Source organism: Neobacillus sp. DHD-1R (assembly GCF_057747995.1).
This window is the reverse complement of the sequence record NZ_CM173232.1, coordinates 94,922-119,195: the sequence shown is the minus strand read 5'-3', so window position 1 is coordinate 119,195 and position 24,274 is coordinate 94,922. Positions and strand designations below refer to the sequence as shown.

Here is a 24,274-nt window from a genome sequence, read left to right as displayed (position 1 = left end):
GGTTTTGAGGCTGGAAAATAAAACGTATGATGGAAATATCGTCATAAACAAAAGCATAACACTAATAGGCTCGGATAAAACCGTGATTAATGGAGACGGAACGGGAAATGTCATTTCCATTAAGGCTCCCAATGTGAAAGTAAGCAAGCTAACTGTCACCCATAGCAGTATGAATCGAAACTCTGCTGAAGAATATGCAGCGATTAAGATTTATACGAACAACAATGTGATTGACCACATCAGGATTCGCCATTCCTTTCACGGTATTTATTTAAGCCAGGCCCATAATAATAAAATTCGATTTAACCAGATTAAAGGCATGGGAAATGGTGAAATTGCTGCCCAAGGCAACGGCATCCATGTCTATTATGCAAACGATAACTTACTAGAACATAACACGATTGAAGGCACCCGTGACGGAATGTTCTTTGACTATGCCAACCACAACCGCAGCTATCAAAACAAAATAAGTCATACACGCTATGGCTTGCACTACATGTATTCCGATGAAAATATTTTTAAAAAGAATGTTTTTACGATGAATACGGGCGGAGCCGCCATCATGAACTCTAATCATCTGAAACTAGAAGATAATCAATTTATCGTTAACTATGGAAATCAATCATTTGGCCTCTTACTCTTACAGGCCAATGATAATTATATAGCCAATAATACCTTTTACATGAACCAGCGGGGATTATACATCGATCAAGCCACCAGAAACATGATTAAGGGCAACCGGATTACGCAAAATCAAATAGGCATTGAGCTTTGGGCTAGTTCAAATGAACAAACATTTACCTTAAACCATATTTCAGAAAACACAATACCAGCTGTTACCTTAGGCGGTACCGGAGAAAACAACGCTTGGAATAAAAACGGTATAGGAAATGACTGGGGCTCTTCTTTTCCGCTTACCGACCTAGACCAAGATGGGATTGGCGACTTTCCGATAACCTATCATTCTTCCCTCCATCAGTTGATCGAGGAAGAAGAATTAACTAGTTTATTTTTAAAAAGTCCGGCGATTCCCATCTATGAAAAAATAACTAGCACCCTGAATGATGATGAAGTCATGTTTACAGACCGACATCCACTAGCAGCTGAAAAAGGCAGTCAGCCTGTGATTCTGTTTATTGTGATTGGGCTCGCTGGCGGGTTTATTTTACTAAAAGGGAGACATCTACTATGCATTACATTTGGAAGGAATGGAAAGAAAACATAAGAGGGAAAGGGCTCTGGCTTTCGTTAAGTATCATTGTTCTCCTAACAATCAGCATTTTGTTTCGGTCCTCTGCCCTTTCATTTGATAAAGGCTTTTATGTGCTCTTACTAAATTTATTTGATACGATTATTTATTTCATCCCCATTCTTTGTTTGTTTATTGGGGCCTTCTCGATTTTTCAAGAAAAGGAACAAAAGACCTTAATTATGCTGCTGACCAAGAAAGATAGTTATGCCAGCTTCTTGGTTAAAAAAAGCCTGAGCCTCTATGCAGTGGTGCTGGTGCCGTTGATTACATGGTTTTTCCTGTATCTATTATTATTAAAATTTCAGTTTCAGCTTGATATTAAAAGCTATCTCATTTTTGTATTAGCCATTGTTGTAATGGCTCTCCTATTCTTGCAAATGGGCGCAGCCATTGGCAGCTTTAGCCGCTCGCGCATGCAAATTATCGGCTATACGATTTTTGTGTGGTTTTACTTTTTCTTCCTACACGATTTTATCCTGCTGTCATTTTTACCAGATGTCACCCATGAAAATGTCAAACTATTTTCGGCGGGCTTCTTTTTAAATCCCCTTCAAGCGGTAAGATTGTTTTTAGAAACGGGGATGGGCGTGTATTCCTTCGGCCATATGTCCAGACTCATGCAGGCGTTTATGTGGACGAAACCGGTATTCTTTTTACTGGGAAATCTCATTACCTGGATCGTTGTATCCGTTGGTACAGCGATTGTGTTCAATCGGAAGGAGGGGTATGAATGATACAGGTTACCAATTTAAATCAATCCTTTGGGAAAAAGATGGTGTTAGATTCGGTCTCGTTGGAGATTAATAAGAATGAAATTTGTGCCCTTGTTGGCCGGAATGGAGCAGGAAAATCGACGTTTATTAATAGTCTGCTTGGTTTATTGCCGGTGAAACAAGGATCGATTGCCATTAATGGCATGGAGATTACCAAGAAACATGATGAATGGAAAAGGGCGATTGCCTACTTGCCGGAAAAATTTATGCTTTATCCCATGTTAACCGGTCTTGAGAATATCTCCTTTTTTGCAGAAGCTGTTTCCAAGGCGGCCGATTTAGGGCTTATTGAACAAGTTTTGCGGTCCGTCCGCTTGTGGGACGACCGTGATGTCCAGGTCAAAAAGTATTCAAAAGGAATGTTGCAGCGCCTTGGCCTCGCGATTACCCTTTATCAGGATTCCGATATTCTCATTTTGGATGAACCCACAAGTGGGATCGATCCTATGGGGAGGAAGGAAATTTTAGAGGTACTCGCTGCGCTTCGTGATAAAACGATTTTGCTATCGTCCCACCATCTTGATGAAATAAAACAAATTTGTACCCATGTTGCCTTTTTGCAGGATGGAAAAATGGAAAAGTACACCGTAGAGGAATTTTTAGAAAAACATCATTTAGGAGGGATTGGTTTATGAAGTCACGATTACTGCTTGGCTTACTTTTACTATTAGCCTTACTAACAGGTTGCAGCGTTGGCCAGCCTGATTATAAAATTGAAGTTACGAAGGAGCTTTACTACCAGCAGGATACGGCCACACCTTTTGAAATAAAGGTAACAGATAACAAAAAGGCAGTGACAGGCCTTGATATCACGGCCCAATTAGCAATGACCGGCATGGATCATGGTACCTTCGATATGAAGTTTACCGAAGGACAAAATGGAACCTATTCTGGAAAAATCAACCTGCCAATGGGCGGCAAATATGAAGCAGTGTTTTCATTAAAGAAGGATGGTCAGAAGACAGAAAAGGTAATCCAACTTAATGTGACTAAGCCAAAAGGGGTGGCGGAAATTAATGGCACATGGATCACCGATGAAGATGTCACTTTTTATAAGTTAATAAATCAGCTTCAGCTCGAGATCAACAAAGCTGCCGCCAACAAGAAATATAGCGGCCAACAATTAGCGGAACAGTTAGCCTATTTGGAATCCCAGGAAAAGACGATCGATGATCAAAATCAGCTTTTAACACAAATTATCCGCCTTCGCTCCGTTGCGCTGCTTGCAGAGGAAAAGGGGCATACGGCATCAGCTGAAGAAATTGATGGAGCTGTTGAAAAGGTGCGCGCTCAATATAATCAATACGCTGGGGCCAAAAAATTAATCAGCGCCTACGGGGAAAACAAGTTTTGGGCAACGGAAAAGCAACAGTACAAATTCATCGTCCTCTCCCAAAAGGTCCAAAAAGACCTGATTGAACAGGTTAAAAAAGAAAACCCAACTGCCGTGGAGCAAGAAATTTATTATCAAGCACAACAGCAATACGAAGATCTCCTCGTCTCCCAAGTAAGCTCCATGAAGATTGAGATTCAGTAGGGGGTATCAGCTTATTTTGGGTTTGTTCAGGTTCATGAGGACAAGTTTCGCTCTCCTTAGCCGAGTTTTGTCCTCATGATAAATCCTTTCCTTATAGAACGTCGAAAATTGCCTTCGCCACACCGTGTTCGTCATTTGTATCAGTGATATCGTCACACAGAGACTTTATTTCATAATTGGCATTCCCCATCGCAATCGACCTTCCGGCCCGCTCAAACATCGACACATCATTATAGTTATCTCCAATTGCCATCGTTTCCGCTAATTCAATTCCATTAGCCTTAGCAAAGGTCTCAAGGGCAATTCCTTTTTGAGCATTTTTGTTGGTAATCTCAAGATTCTCGTGACCTGAAGAAGATACGGCCAGTTCATCAAAGCCTGCCAGTGCCTTACTTGCCGCTTTGAGTCTGCCAGCATCAAATGAAAAGGCAAGCACCTTATAAATTTGAAAGTCCTCATCGGCAAACAGGCTTTCGTAATCTTCGGTTGTATGTATCAATCCATCGCGGATTCGTGCTCCGGCCGCATAGGTAATTTCGTCACGATCCACTTCCGGATTGGCGCTGACTATAATATCAACCAGTATTGAAACCGCCTTGTCAGGATCTACCGTGTAGGCACCCCTATCCGTGTAGATCTCAAAGTAAACGTCATTTTCAGTCAGTTTCGCTGCTACCTCTCGTGCCAGCTGCTTACTTAAAGGAGTAGACGAAAGAATTTCCCCGTCCTTGGAGCGGATTTCGGCACCATTGACACCAATAACAGGGCAGGTTAATCCTGCTTCGGATAACACATAGGTTGCTTCCTGAAAGGATCTGCCTGTGGCAACGACAAATTCTACCCCTTGGGATTGTGCTTTTAAAATAGCTTGCTTATTTTCCTCACTGATTTGTTGGACTGAATTTAATAATGTTCCATCCATGTCTGATGCAATACATTTAATCATGCTGTCCCACCTTTTCTTTGCTTCGTTAGTGCCATTCTAACATGAACCCTCGAACTAAAACGACCAGAAAGCTTATCCCACATACTTGCTTCCTTCCCGTACACTTAGTGGTGCTAACGGCTGGCTCTCGATAAACTGTTTCACAGAAGCAGGATTGGTTTTGGAATATTCCCGTAACGCCCAGCCAATCGCTTTTTGAATAAAAAATTCCTTACTCTCCGCATTTTGCTGTATGTATCGATAAAGCAATGCTTCATTTGTGTTCTGTTTATATTTCAATTGAAAAAGCAAGGCGGCCCTTCGCAGCCACATATGATCATGAACTGCCCAGCCGTCAATCGTTTCCTCAATTACTTCTGGAAACATTTCCGCTATTTTGCCCACTGGCTTAGGGGCGATGGCATCTACGGTATCCCACCATGATTTCCTTGTAATTAATTGCTCCATAAAGGGCAAATCCTCTTTTTGCAGCTTTTTCATCGATTTTTCCATATAAACCAAGGCTGTATATTGGTATTCTCGTTCATTTTTCCCCCAAAGCTCTACCACTAATTCTTGATTAAAAGGTTCCTTTAAAATCCCGGTTTCATTAAAAAATTGCTTTTCTAACGCCTTCCTTAATGGCGACTTAATCCCGAGAAAAGGGAAGTGACCCTTCATATAATTCTTCATCGGTTCAGCATTTGCCGGGTTGGCGTTTTCCTCAAATAATTTTGTCAACAAAACAACAGACAATTCCATCCATCCTCTCCTAAGTTTACCTCTTTTAATGATTCTACTATCTTCCAATTTAACCTTTATATTGCTGGCATAAACCATTCTGGCGATGCCACACTAAACGTAACAGCAAAGGAGGGATACTAGATGACAAAGAAATTTAATAAAGGCAGCCGCAACCAAAACTCTCCGCAGGCAGGGCATGCTGAGGCCGAATTTGCAACTGAGTTTGTGAGCGGAGATAACAGCAAAGGCAAAAAAAGTAATCACACTCAAAAGAAGAAAAAATAATAAATATGTCTCAAAACAAAGGGGTCAGACCCCACAACCTCAACATATCGCTGAACTTTTCCTAATAAGCGACTATATATTGAGTGTTAAACGTGAGGTCAGACCCTTTTATGACATCCTCTTTCTTACACCCTGGCCTTTGCCAGCTCATTTATTTCTTGGGCGATTTTTTCTTGAATCTTCTCCACCACGGAAAAGTCCATCGCGGCGACATAAATCGCTTCCAACTCATCATGCAGCTCTTTGGCTTTGGCAAGAAAACTTGTTGCTTCAGTCATTTTATTTTTATATTTTGCAGAAATTTTATCAATAATCTCGGCAAAAAGATCATCCGTTCCCGGCTCGATTAAGATTTCATACATATCAATAATTTCGTCGCCATCCCGGCTTGGGAAATATTCATGTGGGGCCGTACTATCGAAAATAGCCACCCCCATTTCTCTGAAAATAACCATGTCAAGGCTGCACGGATCAAAGCCGCAATGATAGACTTCTACATCCATTCCGCGCTCCTCCGCTGCCGCTGCCAGCTTTTTCAGCATCGTGGATTTTCCTGAACCTGGCCGTCCTTTGATAAAGTAACGCTTCGGGATCTCTTCCGTCAAATTTGGCACGTAATCGACAGCACCTTTTGGAGTTGCTGCTCCTAGGAAACGATGACGCACGTCCGGAGCTTTATTTAACTTCATTTTCCCAAAAAGAGAATCAATTAATTTATTCGTCAATTGATCAGCCTTTTTAAAGTTCATACTATTTATATAAATTTTCTCCCAATCATCATGAATCTCCAACGCTTCCTTAAAAGTGGCATATGCCTTTTGGAAGGAGGCGCTAATCTGATTGGTCAGCCTTTGAATAACATTTTTCTGCACACTTAATGCACGGGCATTCCAGGCTACACCAAGGTTAATATACTCTTCCACCGCGCCCGGTGCCTTCGGCTCAATGACATGCGGTGCCGTACCGTCGACAATTCCTACCTTTAGTGCCGGAATGAGGACACCATCAATGGAATTGTTATCGGATGAACAATGAAGAAACTCGACATCATAACCCTTTTCGACCCACTCATGGCCAATTTTCTTCATTAGTGAAGATTTACCTGTTCCCGGACCGCCCTTTAGGATAAATAACCGGTCTAATCCTTGCAGATTCGAGTCATAAAGATTATAAAAGCCTCTCGCAGTATTCCCGCCGGCAAAATAATTTCTAATTTTCCCTGCCACTCATCTACACTCCCTTTTCGTGAATCAACTAGACCTGCACGGAACCTGAACGTTTGGTGCAGGAAGTTTTTTTAACACAAGCCTTTGAACAAGTCTCCATATCCAGTCATACTGGGTGTGGGTGTTGGACTTTTCTCCATATCTTATGCTTTTGCCTTATATAGGTGAGTGCCTAGAAAAATTTTATCTCACATTAGGGTACCGGGAAAACCAAATTGATTGTTAGTCCCGCTTTTATTTAGTTAATGGAACCGTTTCTGCTTTGGTTAATTCCTTTAGTTTAATCGGCTCTAGTACAATTTGGATACCGATTTTCCCGCCACTGACCACGATCTGGTTAAGAAGTAGACAGCTTTCATCGATAAATGTCTTATATTCCTTTTTCATGCCAATTGGTGAGCAGCCGCCACGGATATAACCGGTCCATTTTTGAATATCCTTTACTGGAAGCATGTCCATGCTCTTTTCACCGGCTGCTTTGGCCGCCTTTTTTAAATCCAATTCCTCAGCAACGGGAATGACAAAGACATTAATGTTTTTGCTTTGGCCTTGGGCAACGAGCGTCTTATACACTTGCTTAGGATCCCTGCCGATCTTTGCCGCTACTGAAATCCCATCAATTTTCCCATCCTTATTGTCATATGTAAGCATGTCATATTCCACTTTCTTAGTATCCAGTATGCGCATTGCATTGGTTTTTGCTTGTGCCATGTACCAAACCCCCCATTTAAATACGATCCAACTATGTGAATAATCATAGCATTTTTTTCAAAAATTACACAAAATCACCCAAAATCTGTCACCCGTTTGTCACTCTATCAAATAGGTATTATAGTAAACTAAATTTAGAAACACCTATAGTTTTATAGGCAAAAAAGATGGTTATTCTCATCCTTTTTCCGTAATTGACATTATATGTGAAATCTTTCACATGAAAATATATTACATAAAACCCCTTTTTGCTACTTTTCACATACAAATGGAGGAATGTCCTCTATTACAATTTAACCTGAGGTGAAAGCAATGAAATATGATTTAGTATTATTACACGCACCAAGTGTATATGACTTTCGAAAAAACTCTTTACTTGCGGGGCCGATTAGTGATGTGGTCCCATCATCACCAGTGTTTGAAATGTATCCCATCGGTTTGACAAGTATTGCTGATTATTTAGAGCGGTACGGGCTGCGCGTTAAAATCATTAACATTGCTAATCGCATGCTAATGAGTGAAAGGTTCGATGTCGAGGCCAAACTGAAAAAAATCAAAACAAAAGCCTTCGGAATTGACCTCCATTGGCTGCCCCATGCCCATGGCAGTATCGAACTTGCCAGGATTGTAAAGGAACTCCACCCGGAAACACCGATCATGTTTGGGGGCTTATCAGCCACCTATTATCATAAAGAGTTAATTGAATATCCATTTATTGACTTCGTCATCCGCGGCGATTCCACAGAAAAGCTGACGCTCCTACTAATGAATAAGATTGAAGCAGGCAGCACCCATTATGCCGATATCCCAAACTTAACCTGGAAAAAAGGCAGCGAATGCGGCTACAATCCCCTTACGTATGTGCCTAAGGATCTAGATGATATTGACGTCCCAGGCTATCGCTATACAATACGTTCCGTCTTTAAATATCGGAATTTTCTTGACCCGCTTCCCTATAATGGCTGGCTGCAATATCCGAACACTGCCTTATTAACAGCAAGGGGATGTACGCAAAACTGTCTCATCTGCGGGGGTTCCAGAGAAGCTTATGATCAAAACTGTAACCGGCAATCGCTGGCCTTACGTTCACCGAAGAAACTCGTCGAAGATATCCAATTCATTTCACGCTTTAGCCGAGCGCCTATTTTTATCCTTCATGACTTGCGCCAAGGCGGCCGCGAATATTATCAAGAGTTTTTCAGCCGGTTGAAAAACCTTAACCTTAAAAATGAAATTGTCTTCGAATTGTTCCAATATGCCGATGAAGAGTTCTTTAAAATGATGAATGAAAGTGTGCCAAAATATAGCATTGAAATCACACTGGAAACCCATGATGAAAAAATTAGGCGCTATAATGGAAAATTCAGCTGTACCAACCAAAAGGTAATTGATACCCTTAATTTTGCCTTAAAAAATGGCTGTAAAAAAATCGATTTGTTCTTTATGGTGGGGATTCCGGGCCAGACTTATCAAAGCGCAGTGGAAAACATTGATTTCTGTGAAACCATTCATCTTGCCTGTAACCATGACCCACGAATTTTTTACTTTGTTGCCCCACTTGCGCCTTTCCTTGATCCTGCAAGCCCGGCCTTTGAACATCCGGAAATCCATGGATATAAGAAGTACTGTCAGACACTTGAGGACCACCGCAAGGCGATTACGCAGCCATCGTGGAAGCATATGCTCAGCTATGAAACAAACGATATGACAAGGGATGATATTGTAAATTCCACCTATGAAGCAGCTGGAAAACTGAATGATTTTAAATTAAAGTATAATCTGATTAATCATGAGGATTATTTAGAAATTAAGGGGAAAATTGAAAAATCAAAGGACTATATTGATAAAATCGACCATGTCCTTGCCCTGCCGGCAGAGGAACAAGCAATAGAACTTGCCAAAATTCAAAAAGAAATCCAAGAGTTAAACAAATATAGTATCTGCGGGAAAAACGAATTAAAGTGGGAAGTCCAAAAGAATTATGCCAACTTCTTTTCCCTTGCCTTAGTAGGAATGGAACAGCTATATGAAGACTATATGATCAAAATCCGCCATCGCTTAAGTCCGAAAAGGCGGCAGCAATTCCAGTTGGAACCCGAAAGAAGAAAAATGAAAATTTAATCAGAAAAGGTGTTGGGCAATGCCCCAACACCTTTTAATGTCCACCCAAGTATGCAGCGCGAATTTGGTCACTTTGACTAAGTTCTGCAGCCGTACCTGTGGCCACAATTTTTCCTGTTTCAATAACATAGGCCCGATCAGCGATTGACAGTGCCATATTGGCATTTTGTTCAACTAATAAAATAGTTGTCCCGGTTTGATTAATTTCCTCAATGATCCGAAAAATCGTCTTAACTAATATCGGAGCGAGTCCCATGGAGGGTTCGTCTAATAGCAAAAGGCGTGGTCTTGCCATGAGTGCACGGCCCATCGCAAGCATTTGCTGCTCTCCACCTGAAAGTGTCCCTGATAGCTGCTTACGGCGTTCCTCAAGGCGCGGGAAGAGCTGAAGCACTTTTTGGAAATCCTCTTTGATGCCCTTTTTATCTTTTCGCAAATAGGCCCCTAATTCGAGATTCTCCTCAACCGACATATTAGAAAACACACGCCGTCCTTCCGGAACTTGTGAAATTCCACGCTTCACGATGGACTGGGCAACTTTTCCCGCCACATGTTCATTTTCAAATAAAATTTCGCCATTTTTAGGCTTCAACAAACCAGAAATGGTTTTTAACAGCGTACTTTTTCCGGCGCCATTGGCCCCAATTAAGGTGACAATTTCTCCTTGATTAATTTCAAGGGAAACGCCCTTCAATGCGTGAATATTTCCATAGTACACATTAATGTCGTTAATTTTAAGCATTTAAGAGACCTCCTCACCAAGATACGCTTCGATGACTTTAGGATTATTTCTAATTTGTTCTGGTGTACCGTTGGCAATCAACTGACCGTGGTCAAGTACATAAATTCGTTCACATACTCCCATCACAAGCAGCATATCATGCTCAATTAAGAGAATCGTTAAGTCAAACTTCTCACGAATTAAGGCAATTAAATTCATGAGCTCTTCCGTTTCCTGGGGATTCATTCCCGCTGCTGGTTCATCGAGCAGCAATAATTTAGGATTAGCAGCCAGTGCCCGAGCAATTTCCAACCGGCGCTGCTGACCATAAGGCAGATTCTTGGCCGTCTCATACATCACTTCATCAAGCTTGAAGATTTTCAAGAACTCAATTGCCTTTTCTTCCATTTCACGCTCACCGGCAAAATGGGAAGGGAGGCGGAGGATCGAGCTTAGCATGGAATGCTTCGCAAGAGAATGATAGGCAACCTTAACATTGTCAAGAACGGAAAGTTCACTAAACAAACGGATATTTTGGAAGGTTCTGCTGATACCCTTTTTCGTAATTTTATAGGGTGCTAAACCATTTAATTTTTCACCCTCTAAGGAAATGCTTCCTTCAGTGGGAACATATACGCCCGTTAATAAATTAAAAAATGTGGTCTTACCAGCTCCGTTTGGTCCAATTAAACCGACAAGTTCACCCTGTTTTAGTTCCAAGTTCACATCAGAAACAGCCTTTAAGCCGCCAAATCGGATTCCGGCATTTTCTACTTTAAGCAATTGGTTTTTTGTTGTCATGCTGCACTCCTCCTTTAGCCGATTTACCAACTTTAAAGAATGAGGTAATCTCTTTTGTGCCCATTAACCCTTGTGGACGGTAAAGCATCATCACAACAAGGACCAAGCTATAGATAACCATCCGGATTTCTGGATAGCTTTGCAGATAGGTTGAAATAATCGTTAATAGGATTGCCGCAATAACGGCACCTGACATACTGCCCAAACCACCAAGTACAACAAAAATTAAAATATCAAATGATTTCAAAAAGCCAAAGTTGGTTGGCTGAATAATATAAAAGTTGTGTGCATACAAGGCACCAGCAATGCCGGCAAAAAAGGCACCAAGCGCAAAAGCGGCAACTTTATAATAGGTTGTATTTATGCCCATGGCATCGGCTGCAATTTCATTTTCTCTAATCGAAATACAAGCACGGCCATGTGTGGAATTCGTGAAGTTTGCAATGACTAAAATGGTTATGATAACACAGCCTGCAAGCCACGGCCATGTCGTTAAGTGCGTGACCGTCATACCACTTGCTCCACCAACATAATCAATGTTTAAAAATACAATTCTGACAATCTCTCCAAAACCAAGTGTAGCAATTGCAAGATAATCACCTTTTAGCCGTAGTGTTGGGATCCCGATAATAAGACCTGCTACCGCTGCAACGATTCCACCTGTTAATAAAGCAATTGGAAAGGGCAAACTTAATTTCATCGTCATAATTGCCGATGCATATGCACCAACGGCTAGAAAGCCTGCATGTCCAATCGAAAACTGTCCTGTTATGCCAATTATTAAATGAAGACTAACAGCTAAAATAATATTAATGCCAATAAAAAACAGGGTATTTACATAAAATTGATTTAATGTGCCACCCACGATTAGAAACTGCATGACTAGTGAAAACACAACGGCTAAAACGATAGTTGTCCAAAAAAACTTTGCTTGTTTAAAAATATTCATCGCTCAAGCCACCCCCTAAACCTTTTCCCTGACATTTTTACCAAATAAACCTGCAGGCCGGAAAATTAAAATTAAAATAAGGACCACAAATGCAACGCCATCTCGCCATAGAGAATAGCCGGCTGCACTAACAAGTGACTCAATGACACCTAATACTAATCCACCAGCCATTGCACCTGGGATAATTCCGATTCCGCCTAAAACAGCCGCAACGAAAGCTTTTAGACCTGGGATAATCCCCATTAGCGGTTCAATTTTTGTATAATACATTCCAAAAATAACCCCTGCTGCCCCTGCTAGAGCAGAACCAATCGCAAAGGTAGCTGAGATGGTGTTATTGACGTTAATCCCCATCAACCGAGCAGCATCCATATCATGAGACACGGCACGCATCGCTTTACCAATTTTTGTTTTATGCACAATAAATTGCAACAGGATCATGAGGACAAGAGATGTACCTAAAATAAGGATGGATTGTCCACTAATTTTCACTCCAAAAATCTCTAAGCTTTTTAAGGGAACCAACCCGCTTGGGTATGCTTCCGGCTGTGCACCGCGCACATAAATCGTTCCATATTCGATAAATAAGGATACTCCAATGGCTGTAATAAGGGCCGCAATTCTAGTGGCATTTCTTAGTGGTTTATAGGCAATCCGCTCAATTAAAACACCAAAGATCGCACAGACCACCATCGAAATCAATAATGCCGGGAAAAACCCTACATGAAGTACAGTAATTGAATAAAAACCAATAAATGCACCGACCATGAACACATCTCCATGGGCAAAGTTAATCAATTTTACAATGCCATATACCATTGTGTACCCTAAGGCGATTAACGCATAAATACTGCCCAAGGAAATTCCATTTACAAGCTGCTGTATTAATTCCATATGTCTTACACTCCTTCGACGGACTTTAACATTTCTATAAATTATGATTAAACAAGATTGGCATGTTGGGAAACGTGCTTTTCTTTTATAAAGGGGAATAGGGAGGCGTCACGCTCCCTATCCGTTTTGACAAACTATGTGAATGTCTAACTGCAGCACCTGCAGCTTTTTTTATGGATTTATCTTTGTCTTAAATTGTTGTTCACCATTTTTGTACTCTAAGATAACAGCGGCTTTGATTGGATCATGGTTTTTATCTAGCTTCACTTTTCCAGAAACAAGTTCTAATCCATCTGTTTCTGCAAGCGCCTTTTGAATTTTCTTTGGATCGCTGCTTCCAGCACGCTTAATCGCATCGGCAACGAAGTAGACTGTATCATATCCAAGTGCAGTAAAGGCATCTGGAGATTTACCGTTGTATTTGGCTTTAAAAGCTGTAACAAACTCTTGAACCTTTTTGTCACTATCACCAGATGAATAGTGGTTTGTAATAAATGTGTTATCAAGTGAAGCTGCTCCTGCGATTTCTACTAGTTTAGGAGAGTCCCAACCGTCGCCACCCATGATTGGTGCTTTTATGCCAAGCTCACGAGCTTGTTTGATAATTAACCCTACTTCTTCATAGAAACCTGGAACGAATACATACTCTGGATTTGATGCTTTTATATTGGTTAAAGTGGCACGGAAATCCGTATCCTTTGCCACGTATGCTTCTTCTTTAACAATTTTTCCGCCATTTTCAGTAAATGACTTTTTAAAAGAAGCTGCAAGACCTTTGGAGTAGTCACTTGAGCTGTCAATCAAAATAGCCGCTGACTTAACCTTCAAATCATTGGTGGCAAAGTTCGCTGCAACCGTGCCTTGGAATGGGTCTATGAAACATGTCCGGAAGACAAAGTCATTTAGCTTGCCGTCTTTATTTGTAATCGTTGCGTTTGTTGCAGTTGGTGTAATTAATGGAATTTTGTTATCTTGTGCAATCTGCACTTGTGCTAATGTATTGGTACTCGTTGCTGCACCAATCATCGCTACGACCTTATCTTGCGAGGCTAGTTTAATAGCACCATTGGTAGCTTCCGCTGCATCCGACTTATTGTCGACTGTCACGAGCTCCAGTTTTTTACCATCGATGCCCTTTTTGTTAATTTCCTCAATCGCTAGTTCAATACCTTCTTTTGCCGATTGGCCATAAGAAGCTACCCCGCCAGATAGTTCTAAGTTCGCACCGATTTTAATCGTTCCCCCCTTGTCCCCATCACCACTAGCACTTGAATTACATCCTGCCAAAACCCCTGCTGCTACCATAAACGACATAAAAACACCAGCTAATCTCTTTTTCCTCATAGACCTTCCCCCTCTTTTTCGTAAAAAATTTTCCCAATTACGTTGTCCAACTGTTTTAAAAAGAGATAATATTCTGAAAATATTGTACAAAATATTTGGACGTTCGTCTAGTCTTATTATGAGGTATATTAAAATAATTTTAAAAATTAAGAGAAATGAGCCGTTTCTTATTTTAAACGCTCTATTTGACTAAAGTCAAGAATAATTTAATTTTCTGTGAATAGGAAAATCACTTTTTAACTATTTGGGCTGAATATGTTTTTTTTGGCTGCAAAGAAAAAAAGAGACCCCAGCTAAGGAATCTCTTAAAGCTTTTTTATTATACTAATTCTTTATTTTTCGTTTCTTTTCCCAAAAAGAAGACCGCGCCTGCCCCGATTAGGACTGAAATGCAGAAGATCATAAAAATAGATGAAATGGAAACCTGTTTGGCAACAAGATTACCTACTAATAATGGTCCTAAGACACCGCCAATCCGTCCAACTGCTGCAGCCATACCGGTGCCTGTCCCACGAACAATGGTTGGATACTGTTCAGGGGTATAGGCGTAAAGACCGCCCCATGCGCCAAGGTTAAAGAAGGATAAAAGAATTCCTGCAGTCATCAGCATTGCCGTTGATTCTGCCGAGCCAAACAGGTACGCACTTATGGCTGTACCAATTAAGTAGACCACTAACACAAACTTCCGGCCTAATTTTTCAATAAACCATGCTGCCGTAAAATAGCCAGGCAGCTGTGCTAACGTCATGATTAACACATATTCAAAGCTTTTGATTAGGCTGAAGCCTTTCATAATCATGACACTTGGGAGCCATAAAAACATGCCATAATAAGAAAAGACGACACAAAACCAAACAATCCATAACATTGCCGTTGCCCGCCCGTAATCTTTCGTCCATAATTTTTTAAAACTTTGGAGGGGGGAGATTCTTACCTTGTCCTTTACGGCTGTAAAACGTGGTGAATCCGGTAATCCTATTCGTAAGTATAATGCATATAAAGCGGGTATGGCACTAATTAGTAAGGCAATCTGCCAGCCAAATTTCGGAATGATGAAATAAGAAATGAGTGCGGCCACTAACCAGCCGCCTGCCCAAAAGCTTTCAAGCAGAACGACAATCCGGCCGCGCTTTTCTGCAGAAACGGTCTCAGAAACAAGTGTAGAGGCAACAGGAAGCTCTCCGCCAAGGCCGGCACCAATGATAAACCGAAACATTAAAAAGACTGCAAATGAAGTGGTGAGAGCGGAAGCGCCGCTCCCAACAGAAAATAATAATAAGGTTATAATGAAGACATTTTTCCTGCCGATTCGATCAGCCATTAAACCAAAAATAAGGGCCCCTACGGCCATCCCAATCGAGTTGATACTCCCAATCCAGCCCATTTGTCCTGGTGTTAACTCCCATTCGACCTTTAAGGCTGCAATAATGAAGCTGAGCATCCCCACATCCATAGCATCAAACATCCAGCCCATTCCGGCAATCCCTAATAATCTCCGGGTTGATATTTCTTTTTTGTTGTTCATCTGGATCCCCCTATGTTCTAACTGTTATTTACATTATTCCCTAAAATCCACTAATTTAGGTACAGGTCGTAAAACTATCAAACAATATGTATTCTATCAACTGTCTTTACACTTGTCACCACTTTATTAAAAAAGTGGATAAAAAAAGAGAGAATGCACTAGACACTCTCTCAATCAACTATATTATTTACCAGGGACCCATGCGCCATTAGCGCCTACCCAGTCTTTTCCAATTCTTGTGTTAGCTGCCATGTGGCCGCCGCTGTATAAGAAGTACCATTTGCCGCCTGTTTTTACCCAGCCAGTCTTCATGACACCGCCAGCATCTAGATAGTACCATTTATTTGATACTTTAACCCAGCCTGTTGCCATTACACCGCTGCCCTTTAAATAATACCATTTGTTCGATACTTTAGCCCAGCCGGTTGCCATCGCACCATTACCATTTAAATAATACCAATTTTTTGATACTTTAGCCCAGCCAGTTGCCATTGCCCCGCTTGACTTTAAGAAATACCATTTACCGCCTGATTTAATCCAGCCAGTCTTCATTGCTCCGCTGCCGTCTAGGAAGTACCATGTACCTTTGTCCTTAACCCAGCCAGTTGCCATCGCACCGTTTTGATTTAAGAAGTACCATTTACCTCCCGATTTAACCCAGCTTGTCGCCATTGCTCCGCTTGGATTTAGGAAGTACCATTTGCCGCCTGTTTTTACCCAGCCAGTTTTCATTGCACCACTGGCAGGATCTAAATAGTACCACTTGCCTTGGTCTTCTGCCCATCCTTTGGCAAAATCAGTAGCTGAATCACTGTCTGGACCGATGAAGTACCATTTACTATTTTGTCTAACCCATTTAGTAGTATCAAAGCTTACAGTAAATTTACTCTGCTTGCCATTGACGTCATCAACAAAACCGTTAATTTTTTCCTCATCATAAGCAAGATCTTTGATAGTTTGAACTGTGAATAGATAATTTTCTCCGTCATAAATACCTAAATCATCGTTACCACGGTCTAACCAACCAAGTAACTTTTCTAAATCTAAAACAGCTTTCCCATCCACAAATTGTAGGTCTGAATCTTCATCAGAATCAGAAAAAAGAGATACAATCTTAGCATCAGTTGTAGAAGTAAATCCAACCTTTTGAACCTGAATGTTTCCATTCACTCCTACTAAGTTGAATGCAAAGTTGTTACCGGTTTTCACTGCTTTGATTTCACCTTTATTGGTAAAAAGAGTGATACTAGAAAGCTCAGCAGGTTTAGAAGCAGCATGTGAAACATTTGCTGGAAGCACTGCTAAAAGGAAAATGAATAAAAAACTTGATAGAGCAATAATTCTTTTCACAAAAATCCTCCTATTTCTTATGTAATGAACCTCTGACTATATAAACTAGATTACTAGTCTACAAAAGAAGCAATAGTTATATTTTACATAAATATACCAAATTCTACAATATTTTTATTAATTCTTCCAATCTATATTTATTTTAATCCCCATCGACATTTTTAAATTGATTAAAAAACATCTGATAATACCTTCCTTGTGCATTCATTAATTCCTCATGATTTCCTTTTTCAATGATCTGGCCATCGTCGATTACCATAATCGCATCGGCATCGCGAATCGTATTTAAGCGGTGGGCGATGATAAAGCTGGTCCGGTCCGCCATTAATTTTAGCAGGGCTTCTTGTATATGAAGCTCTGTTCTTGTATCAATACTGCTTGTCGCCTCATCCAAAATGAGCAGGGCAGGCTTTGCTAACATCACTCTGGCAATGGCTAGCAACTGGCGCTGTCCTTGGCTTAGGTTGCCGCCATTTTCCGATAAAACCGTTTCATATTGTTTAGGCAGCCGTTTAATAAAGACATCAGCATTGGCCATCCTTGCTGCCTGCTCTACTTCATCATCACTTGCATCCGGCTTCCCATATTTAATATTTTCCTTAATCGTCCCGGAAAATAGGTAAGTGTCCTGAAGGACAAAACCAAAGCATTTCCGTAAACTATCCCTTGTGTAGTCCCGAATATCATGGCCATCCAGCAAAATTCTTCCGCCTGTCACGTCATAAAATCTTGTTAATAAGTTCACGATGGTTGTTTTTCCTGCACCCGTTGGTCCTACTAAGGCAGTACTACTGCCCACATCCGCTTCAAAGCTGACATTTTTTAAAATCGGTACATCCGGGCGATAACCAAAGCTGACGTTTTCAAAAACAACATGACCTTTCGGATTTACTAAATCAATAGCTGTTGGCGAGTCTGCCGGCTCTTCTTGTTCATCAATAACCTCAAAGACCCGCTCAGCCCCCGCCACACCTGACTGAAGAATATTAAAAATGTTAGCGAGGTCATTTAAGGGCCTGACGAATTGTCTTGAATAGGTGATGAAGCTCGCAATGGCCCCTACCGTGATTAAGCTCTTAACAGCTAGAATCCCGCCAATAACGGCGACTATTGCAAAGCCAAGATTATTAATCACGTTCATGATTGGCATTAAAAAGCCAGACCAAATTTGTGCCTTCAAGCCGACATCGCGCAGTTTTTTATTCACTGCTTCAAACTCCTCGATCACCTTATCCTCATGATTAAACGCTTTAACAACCTCAATCCCCGAGATTGTTTCCTCAATATGACCATTCAATGTCCCAAGTTGGATTTGTTGATTTTTAAATAATACACTTGTTCTTTTCGCAATCGTCCGTGTCAGCAAAAATACAAGCGGTACCGTCACTAAGCTTGCGAGTGTTAGCAACGGACTTAACATGACCATCATGAGTAAAGAGCCCACAATCACGATTACCCCTGACATTAATTGCGTGGTGGACTGAGAAATGGTATTGCTTACGTTATCGACATCGTTGGATAGCCGGCTCATTAATTCCCCATGTGTTCGTGAATCAAAAAAGGACACGGGCAGCTTTTGCAGTTTCTTAAACAGGGCGTCCCTTAGCCGCTTGACTACTCTCTGGGCAACCCCAGCCATCAACCACCCCTGCAAAAACGTGAGGGCGGCGTCGGCTACATAGGCACAAATGAGGATGACAATCATGATTTCTAGAAAATTAAAATCTACTTTGCCATGATGGAGACTCATCGCATCAACGGCCCTTCCGATTAAATACGGGGCCAGCAGCATCAGGACCGCATCGATGATAATAAAGAAAAAAATCAGGGACAGCATTTTTCGCTCATGGCCAAAATAATGCCAAAGGCGTTTGAGGGTTCCTTTAAAATTCTTCGGCTTCACAACGGGTCCCCTCATGCGGTGAGCGCCGCCGGGCCGAAGAGGAGGAGGGGTAGTGGGTGTTTGTTCCGCTCCTTTTGCCATTACAAGACCTCCTTGCCCATTTGTGATTGATAGATTTCTTGATAAACCTGACACTCTGCGAGTAATTCACGGTGGGTCCCCACGCCAACGAGCTCTCCTTGATCCAGCACAACAATTTTATCTGCATCGATGATAGAGGTAATTCGCTGGGCTATCAATAAACAGGTCAGACCCTTAGCATATTTTTTCAAGGCTGCTTTAATCTTAGTCTCGGTTGCGACGTCAACCGCACTGGTACTATCATCTAAGATTAATATCTGCGGTTGTTTGACTAATGCGCGAGCAATCGAGATTCGCTGCTTCTGCCCGCCTGAAAAATTAACACCACTTTGGCCAATACTCGTCTGATAGCCTTCTGGGGAGGTTTCGATAAAATCATGAGCGCCTGCGATCGTTGCGGCAGTGATGACTTCTTCCTCTGTTGCATCCTCTTTACCCCAGCGGATGTTCGCTGCAACACTGCCGGTAAACAGAATATTTTTTTGTGGAACAAAGGCTATCTTATCCCGTAGTTGTTTAGGGTTTATCCGTTTGATATCTTGACCATTTACTTTTATCGTCCCGCTCTTGACATCGTAGAAGCGAGGAATCAGCCCTACGAGAGTCGTTTTACCCGAGCCGGTGGAACCTATAATGCCGACCGTTTCGCCAGGCAGGATGGTAAGATTAATATTTTTTAAGATAGGCTCACCGCTTATTCCTTCATAGGAGAAGGTCACATTTTCAAAATCAATTCTCCCTTTTTCAATTGAGTCCGGCTGTACGGTCTCACTTTCCCAAGAGAAAAAATCCTCCTGTAAAAATACTTCATTAATTCTTCCAGCTGAAGCTTTTGCCCTGACAAACATATTGAAAACCATCGAGATCATCATTAGGGAAAATAAAATTTGCGTCATATAATTGATAAATGCAATGATATGACCAACTTGAATGTCACCGGAATCAACCCCAAGACCGCCGATCCACAGAACGACGACGATACCAAGATTCACGGTGAGCATAATCGCCGGGCTAAACGTCGCCATGAGACGCCCTGCGGCGATCGATTGATCTTTGAAAAGGACATTGGCCTTGGTAAACTTGCCCATCTCGATGTCAAAGCGGTTAAACGCCTTGACCACGCGGACACCTGATAAATACTCCCTGACAACAGAGTTCACCCGGTCTAATGCCTGTTGCACTTTGGAAAAGCGGGGAAATCCCAAGCGTAAATTAAGGACGATTAATAGAGCAACGATCGGCACGACCACTGCTAATACAACCGATAAATGCAGATTTAAACGTGTCGCCATCACAAGTCCGCCAATCGCCAATAAGGGGGCCTTCACGAAAATACGCATCAGCCCATTCACGAACACCTGCACTTGGGTCACATCGTTTGTGAGGCGGGTGATTAAGGATGCACGGTCAAATTTATCGAGATTTTTGAACGACAGCGTTTGAACTTTCTTAAACAAATCCGACCGAAGTTCTGTTCCAAAATTTTGTGAGACAATACTGGCAATTACACTTCTTGTTGATGCACTTATTGCCCCTAACGCGGTAATCAGCAGCATTAGACCGCCCATTTTAAGGACGTAATGAATATCTCGATTCACCACTCCCTCATCAATAATTTTTGCCATAATGGTCGGCTGCATCAAGTCACTAATCGCCTCAAAGGTAAGAAAAAGAACAGCTATGCTAAACGACTTCCAATATCTTTTTATGTATTTTGCTAAAAACGTCATCCTCTCACCCCATACGATCTGCCAAATGTTGTAATGCTATTATAATTTCGTTTACCGTAATAACACAATTAAATTGGATTACAAGAAAAGCGGAAGAGCCCTGGTCAGCGGCGTATGCCTGGAGCGCTCCAACTGAGATAAAGGAAACACGAAGAGCCGGAGGCGATTCGATGTTGACTTATCGTAGGGCGGAGAGCGAAGGACACTAGCCGCTAGGGCGCTGGAGCTGGACAATTCTCGAAGCCAAAACTTTTAAATTCTTATATGACAAAAAAAATAGCATGAGTTGCAACGGCAAACTCATGCATGGGGAGTGTTTTATTATTAGTCTTGGACAGGGCGGAATTCATGAACCCAGACGCGCATTTGCGGCAGCCACGGCATGCCTTTATGATAAGAAAGAATCGTTTGTTTATATTCCTCAACATTTTCGAAGCCCTCACGGCGGGCGTCATCATCTGTCAGTTCACCTAAGCTTTGCGAATATACCTTTTCAACCACAAACTGGCGCCCTTCTAGCGTCATAATCTCTCCTGGATCGGCATAACGGCCATTTCGGCGTGTGGCCGTTTTTTCTCCAGCAAGAACCTTCTGTACATCTGGCTGGAGTGTAACTAACCGTTCAATTGAACAGGTTTTTGGCGGCAGCGTTTCGTTATTATTTGGCATTTGTCTTCACTCCTCTCTTACTTGGTCTATTTTACCATATTAACACTTTCTATATAGTTAAATCCAATTTCAAGCGTATGTCCGAGGCTGCTAAACAACCTGTCCACCTTTATCACGGTAAGCAAGGATACCTTCTGCCGCACGGTAGGCTAATGCCCCAACCGTATCTGTTGGATTGTAGCCAGAGTTATGCGGGAATGCAGATGCCCCAACCACGAATAGATTATCGTAATCCCACATTTGCATATAATTGTTTACTGCCGATGTATCCGAATCAGCCCCCATGATGACACCGCCGGTATTATGGGTGGATTGATAGGTAGTAATATCATATGGCCCTAAGTCCTTCATCGTATCGATATGGTTTGCTCCCATTTCCTTTAATACAGATTCACACTTTTTTGCTAAGAATATTGCCATTTGACGGTCTTGTTCTTCGAAATCGAAGGTTATCCGAATAAGAGGATCTCCATAGGCATCTTTAAAGCTTGGGTCAAGGTCTAGATAATGACGCTTAAACGGCATGGAGGAGCCTTGGGATGCTACTGATAAGAAGCGATTGGCATACTTGATTGAATTTGCCTTGAATTCCTTGCCCCATGTTGGCTTTCCTCCAGGAACTGGATTGTTTTGAATCGGTCTTAATCCTGTTTGGGCAAGTGAAATCATCCCGCCATGAATGAAATTCACATTGCTATGGTCAAAATTATCACCATTGTAATCATCCACCACCATCCCTAGGGCGCCTGCACCGGCAAAGGTACTAAATTCTTTATCATCGAAAAAGCCAATCGCATTCCCTTTAATCACTTGATAGGCATAATTTTTCCCAATTACACCCCTTCCCGTGTTAGGGTCGTAAGGTCTGCCTACATCAGACATTAACAACAGGCGAATATTATTAAATACATAGCTTGTTAACACAACAATATCAGCAGGCTGCTCAATTTCTTCACCGGTTGTTACATCTGTATATAAGACACCCGTTACTGTATTTCCTGTCTTTAAAATCCTTCTAACATTGGAATGCGTTCTAATTTCAAAGTTGCCTGTTTTGTTGGCGACGGGAATAACGGTGACGACTGGATCGGCTTTTGCCCCATATTCACAGCCAAAGCGCTCGCAATACCCACAATATTGACAAGCTGCTCTTTGAATACCATCTGGATTTTTATAAGACTCCGATAGGTTAGCAGATGGCATCATATACGGATGGAGCTTCAACTTTTTTGTGGCCTGTTCAAACATTTTAATGGCAGGCGACTTTTTCATTGGCGGCGTCGGATATTTATCAGACCGTTTTCCAGCGAGTGGATTTTCCTCCCCTGAAATCCCGGTAAGCTTCTCAAATTTATCGTAATATGGCTCTAATTGGTCGTAAGTAATTCCCCAATCTTGAATTGCCATATCGGCCGGTATTTTCTTTTTTCCATACCGTTCAACAGTTTTACTATAGATTTCAAAATCGTACGGCAAAAAACGGAACGTTTGTCCATTCCAATGAACACCTGAACCGCCTAAGCCATCACCAAGCAAAAACGAACCGTATTGCCGCATTGGCAGGGCACGGATATTTTCATTTCCTCTGAACGTTATGGTTTCCTTTGATAGGTCTTGCATGAGCTCATATCGGAGTGCGTAGCGTAATTCATCATGCACCATAAAATAATCTTCCGTTTTTCGTTCCTTTCCTCTTTCCAAACCAACTACTTTTAACCCCTTTTTTGTTAGTTCGGAGGCTATAATTCCTCCCGCCCAACCAACTCCAACAATGACAACATCGACTTTTGGCAATTTCCTCGCCATACATCCACCTTCTTTTTTTAATAGTTAGCAAAATATTTAAGTAGTTCTTATATAATTAAAAGTTGGTTCCGTTTTTCTAGTATCTTGCTGCAGTACCCAGGCCTTCTGTTTTTAATGATTTAAATGGCTTTTTAGGCTTTGCGGCTTAATCTTCTGAAAATCCTTTTCTATAATTTCAGCGTAAGCCATTTGGCTGCCAGGGTATTTTTTCATTTCCCAGCCATCCATATTTTTATTTCCGCCATACAGTGGATCACTGTATGCACCTTCCAATGTGACACTCCTCAGCATTTGAAAAAAACCACTTGGAGAAATGGTTGTTACATTTACCTTATCTCCCTCAAAGTCTCTTAGAACCGCATCCTGTTCCTCCCCGCTTAGTTCAGTGAAGGCCTTCTTATAGACGGCTTGACAATGGTTTTGTATTTCACGGAGAGCAATATCGAAAATGTCTCTGCGATTTAGACGGCCTTGATATCCTTGTACTTTTTCGCCTCGAAAAAAAGGGGCCTGCATATATTCGCGGGCATTAAAGCCCCAATTACCGGATAATTGATGGTCAATAAAGAAGGCCACGCCTAGTGCTTTTGCTCCTGGACCATGATCATCCGCTGGGAAAATCCGCTCCGTAGCTGCCTCTACCACCTGGTATTGCTCAGGTGTAAAGTACATCAGAGCTTGATTAAAATCTTCGGTCTTCTTTTGAGTTTCTTTTGTATTTTTCTCCTTGTCACGGGAGATTAGGCTTCCAATAATTCCGCCAACTGCCAGCCCGCCAACTGTCAAACCGGCATTACGAATAAAACTCCTTCTTGAAACGGATTCTGGAATTTCTTTATTTTCTTCAACCAATGTCGACACCTCCTGATTTTCTTCAACAAACGTCTTTACATTTCAGCAAAATCACCATTTCTGGTTATTATGTGT

Annotated in this window: 22 protein-coding genes; 6 read left to right on the top strand and 16 right to left on the bottom strand. The window is 41.6% G+C overall.

From position 1 onward, the window contains the following. Positions 1–4 precede the first annotated feature (4 nt). Genes nosD through AC3ANL_RS00540 form a run of 4 tightly spaced genes read left to right on the top strand, consistent with a single transcriptional unit; the run spans position 5 to position 3,562 of the window. Positions 5–1,225 (top strand): nitrous oxide reductase family maturation protein NosD, encoded by a 1,221-nt coding sequence (gene nosD, locus AC3ANL_RS00555; RefSeq protein ID WP_488327349.1) that lies wholly within the window; start codon positions 5–7, stop codon positions 1,223–1,225. Then, on the top strand, positions 1,189–1,986 hold the full coding sequence (locus AC3ANL_RS00550; protein ID WP_488327348.1) for an ABC transporter permease: 798 nt from the start codon (positions 1,189–1,191) through the stop codon (positions 1,984–1,986). The genes nosD and AC3ANL_RS00550 overlap by 37 nt, the downstream gene beginning before the upstream one ends. Continuing rightward, entirely contained in the window at positions 1,983–2,660 is a 678-nt protein-coding gene (locus AC3ANL_RS00545) for an ABC transporter ATP-binding protein (protein WP_488327347.1), read from the top strand. The genes AC3ANL_RS00550 and AC3ANL_RS00545 overlap by 4 nt, the downstream gene beginning before the upstream one ends. Continuing rightward, positions 2,657–3,562, top strand: a complete 906-nt coding sequence (locus tag AC3ANL_RS00540) for a FixH family protein (protein ID WP_488327346.1) — start codon at positions 2,657–2,659, stop codon at positions 3,560–3,562. The genes AC3ANL_RS00545 and AC3ANL_RS00540 overlap by 4 nt, the downstream gene beginning before the upstream one ends. 91 nt (positions 3,563–3,653) lie before the next feature. Here the strand turns inward: AC3ANL_RS00540 and AC3ANL_RS00535 are convergent, their stop codons facing one another. Both AC3ANL_RS00535 and AC3ANL_RS00530 read right to left on the bottom strand, forming a co-directional pair. After that, the gene (locus tag AC3ANL_RS00535; protein ID WP_488327345.1) at positions 3,654–4,508 is read right to left on the bottom strand and encodes a Cof-type HAD-IIB family hydrolase; all 855 of its coding nucleotides are present in this window, start codon (positions 4,506–4,508) and stop codon (positions 3,654–3,656) included. A 72-nt stretch (positions 4,509–4,580) separates the two neighbouring features. Next, positions 4,581–5,249: a DNA alkylation repair protein gene (locus AC3ANL_RS00530; RefSeq protein WP_488327344.1), complete on the bottom strand. Its 669-nt coding sequence runs from the start codon at positions 5,247–5,249 to the stop codon at positions 4,581–4,583. Positions 5,250–5,372: 123 nt separating this feature from the next. Here AC3ANL_RS00530 and AC3ANL_RS00525 point away from each other — a divergent pair, with 123 nt between their 5' ends. After that, the gene (locus AC3ANL_RS00525) at positions 5,373–5,516 is read left to right on the top strand and encodes a hypothetical protein (RefSeq protein ID WP_488327343.1); all 144 of its coding nucleotides are present in this window, start codon (positions 5,373–5,375) and stop codon (positions 5,514–5,516) included. Positions 5,517–5,641: 125 nt separating this feature from the next. On the opposite strand, the gene AC3ANL_RS00520 is transcribed toward AC3ANL_RS00525, so the two are convergent. Continuing rightward, positions 5,642–6,742: a PRK06851 family protein gene (locus AC3ANL_RS00520; RefSeq protein ID WP_488327342.1), complete on the bottom strand. Its 1,101-nt coding sequence runs from the start codon at positions 6,740–6,742 to the stop codon at positions 5,642–5,644. 234 nt (positions 6,743–6,976) lie between these two features. Further along, positions 6,977–7,453 carry a Cys-tRNA(Pro) deacylase gene (ybaK, locus tag AC3ANL_RS00515; RefSeq protein WP_488327341.1) on the bottom strand — a complete coding sequence of 159 codons (477 nt, stop codon included), beginning with the start codon at positions 7,451–7,453 and terminating at the stop codon, positions 6,977–6,979. Positions 7,454–7,765: 312 nt separating this feature from the next. On the opposite strand from ybaK, the gene AC3ANL_RS00510 reads away from it, so the two are divergent. Then, entirely contained in the window at positions 7,766–9,574 is a 1,809-nt protein-coding gene (locus tag AC3ANL_RS00510) for a TIGR04190 family B12-binding domain/radical SAM domain protein (RefSeq protein ID WP_488327340.1), read from the top strand. 34 nt (positions 9,575–9,608) lie between these two features. Here the strand turns inward: AC3ANL_RS00510 and AC3ANL_RS00505 are convergent, their stop codons facing one another. The 12 genes from AC3ANL_RS00505 to AC3ANL_RS00450 all read right to left on the bottom strand — a co-directional run bounded on the left by AC3ANL_RS00505 (position 9,609) and on the right by AC3ANL_RS00450 (position 24,199). Beyond that, entirely contained in the window at positions 9,609–10,316 is a 708-nt protein-coding gene (locus AC3ANL_RS00505; RefSeq protein ID WP_488327339.1) for an ABC transporter ATP-binding protein, read from the bottom strand. Further along, positions 10,317–11,096, bottom strand: a complete 780-nt coding sequence (locus AC3ANL_RS00500) for an ABC transporter ATP-binding protein (RefSeq protein WP_488327338.1) — start codon at positions 11,094–11,096, stop codon at positions 10,317–10,319. Continuing rightward, the gene (locus tag AC3ANL_RS00495) at positions 11,071–12,045 is read right to left on the bottom strand and encodes a branched-chain amino acid ABC transporter permease (protein WP_488327337.1); all 975 of its coding nucleotides are present in this window, start codon (positions 12,043–12,045) and stop codon (positions 11,071–11,073) included. Before AC3ANL_RS00495 ends, AC3ANL_RS00500 begins: the two co-directional genes overlap by 26 nt. Before the next feature lie 15 nt (positions 12,046–12,060). Next, a complete protein-coding gene (locus AC3ANL_RS00490) occupies positions 12,061–12,939 on the bottom strand; it encodes a branched-chain amino acid ABC transporter permease (protein ID WP_488327336.1) in 879 nt (292 codons plus the stop codon). A 171-nt stretch (positions 12,940–13,110) separates the two neighbouring features. After that, a complete protein-coding gene (locus AC3ANL_RS00485; protein ID WP_488327335.1) occupies positions 13,111–14,283 on the bottom strand; it encodes an ABC transporter substrate-binding protein in 1,173 nt (390 codons plus the stop codon). Positions 14,284–14,602: 319 nt separating this feature from the next. Continuing rightward, positions 14,603–15,808 (bottom strand): MFS transporter, encoded by a 1,206-nt coding sequence (locus tag AC3ANL_RS00480; protein ID WP_488327334.1) that lies wholly within the window; start codon positions 15,806–15,808, stop codon positions 14,603–14,605. A 183-nt stretch (positions 15,809–15,991) separates the two neighbouring features. Beyond that, positions 15,992–17,158 (bottom strand): hypothetical protein, encoded by a 1,167-nt coding sequence (locus AC3ANL_RS00475; protein ID WP_488327333.1) that lies wholly within the window; start codon positions 17,156–17,158, stop codon positions 15,992–15,994. A gap of 142 nt (positions 17,159–17,300) precedes the next feature. Then, a complete protein-coding gene (locus AC3ANL_RS00470; protein ID WP_488327332.1) occupies positions 17,301–19,142 on the bottom strand; it encodes an ABC transporter ATP-binding protein in 1,842 nt (613 codons plus the stop codon). Next, on the bottom strand, positions 19,142–20,872 hold the full coding sequence (locus AC3ANL_RS00465; protein ID WP_488327331.1) for an ABC transporter ATP-binding protein: 1,731 nt from the start codon (positions 20,870–20,872) through the stop codon (positions 19,142–19,144). Before AC3ANL_RS00465 ends, AC3ANL_RS00470 begins: the two co-directional genes overlap by 1 nt. Positions 20,873–21,196: 324 nt before the next feature. Beyond that, on the bottom strand, positions 21,197–21,541 hold the full coding sequence (locus tag AC3ANL_RS00460) for an ASCH domain-containing protein (protein ID WP_488327330.1): 345 nt from the start codon (positions 21,539–21,541) through the stop codon (positions 21,197–21,199). Between the two features lie 90 nt (positions 21,542–21,631). Then, entirely contained in the window at positions 21,632–23,347 is a 1,716-nt protein-coding gene (locus tag AC3ANL_RS00455) for a GMC family oxidoreductase (RefSeq protein WP_488327329.1), read from the bottom strand. A 111-nt stretch (positions 23,348–23,458) separates the two neighbouring features. Beyond that, positions 23,459–24,199, bottom strand: a complete 741-nt coding sequence (locus AC3ANL_RS00450; RefSeq protein ID WP_488327328.1) for a gluconate 2-dehydrogenase subunit 3 family protein — start codon at positions 24,197–24,199, stop codon at positions 23,459–23,461. Positions 24,200–24,274: the final 75 nt, after the last annotated feature.

Excerpts from the sequence above, each read along its gene's own strand:
- AC3ANL_RS00545 (WP_488327347.1), top strand. The coding sequence starts at position 1,983 with ATGATACAGGTTACCAATTTAAATCAATCCTTTGGGAAAAAGATGGTG.
- ybaK (WP_488327341.1), bottom strand. The coding sequence starts at position 7,453 with ATGGCACAAGCAAAAACCAATGCAATGCGCATACTGGATACTAAGAAA.
- AC3ANL_RS00500 (WP_488327338.1), bottom strand. The coding sequence starts at position 11,096 with ATGACAACAAAAAACCAATTGCTTAAAGTAGAAAATGCCGGAATCCGA.
- AC3ANL_RS00495 (WP_488327337.1), bottom strand. The coding sequence starts at position 12,045 with ATGAATATTTTTAAACAAGCAAAGTTTTTTTGGACAACTATCGTTTTA.
- AC3ANL_RS00525 (WP_488327343.1), top strand. The coding sequence starts at position 5,373 with ATGACAAAGAAATTTAATAAAGGCAGCCGCAACCAAAACTCTCCGCAG.
- AC3ANL_RS00490 (WP_488327336.1), bottom strand. The coding sequence starts at position 12,939 with ATGGAATTAATACAGCAGCTTGTAAATGGAATTTCCTTGGGCAGTATT.
- AC3ANL_RS00455 (WP_488327329.1), bottom strand. The coding sequence starts at position 23,347 with ATGGCGAGGAAATTGCCAAAAGTCGATGTTGTCATTGTTGGAGTTGGT.
- AC3ANL_RS00530 (WP_488327344.1), bottom strand. The coding sequence starts at position 5,249 with ATGGAATTGTCTGTTGTTTTGTTGACAAAATTATTTGAGGAAAACGCC.
- AC3ANL_RS00505 (WP_488327339.1), bottom strand. The coding sequence starts at position 10,316 with ATGCTTAAAATTAACGACATTAATGTGTACTATGGAAATATTCACGCA.
- AC3ANL_RS00480 (WP_488327334.1), bottom strand. The coding sequence starts at position 15,808 with ATGAACAACAAAAAAGAAATATCAACCCGGAGATTATTAGGGATTGCC.
- AC3ANL_RS00470 (WP_488327332.1), bottom strand. The coding sequence starts at position 19,142 with ATGGCAAAAGGAGCGGAACAAACACCCACTACCCCTCCTCCTCTTCGG.
- AC3ANL_RS00535 (WP_488327345.1), bottom strand. The coding sequence starts at position 4,508 with ATGATTAAATGTATTGCATCAGACATGGATGGAACATTATTAAATTCA.
- AC3ANL_RS00510 (WP_488327340.1), top strand. The coding sequence starts at position 7,766 with ATGAAATATGATTTAGTATTATTACACGCACCAAGTGTATATGACTTT.
- AC3ANL_RS00550 (WP_488327348.1), top strand. The coding sequence starts at position 1,189 with ATGCATTACATTTGGAAGGAATGGAAAGAAAACATAAGAGGGAAAGGG.
- AC3ANL_RS00485 (WP_488327335.1), bottom strand. The coding sequence starts at position 14,283 with ATGAGGAAAAAGAGATTAGCTGGTGTTTTTATGTCGTTTATGGTAGCA.
- AC3ANL_RS00540 (WP_488327346.1), top strand. The coding sequence starts at position 2,657 with ATGAAGTCACGATTACTGCTTGGCTTACTTTTACTATTAGCCTTACTA.
- AC3ANL_RS00460 (WP_488327330.1), bottom strand. The coding sequence starts at position 21,541 with ATGCCAAATAATAACGAAACGCTGCCGCCAAAAACCTGTTCAATTGAA.
- AC3ANL_RS00465 (WP_488327331.1), bottom strand. The coding sequence starts at position 20,872 with ATGACGTTTTTAGCAAAATACATAAAAAGATATTGGAAGTCGTTTAGC.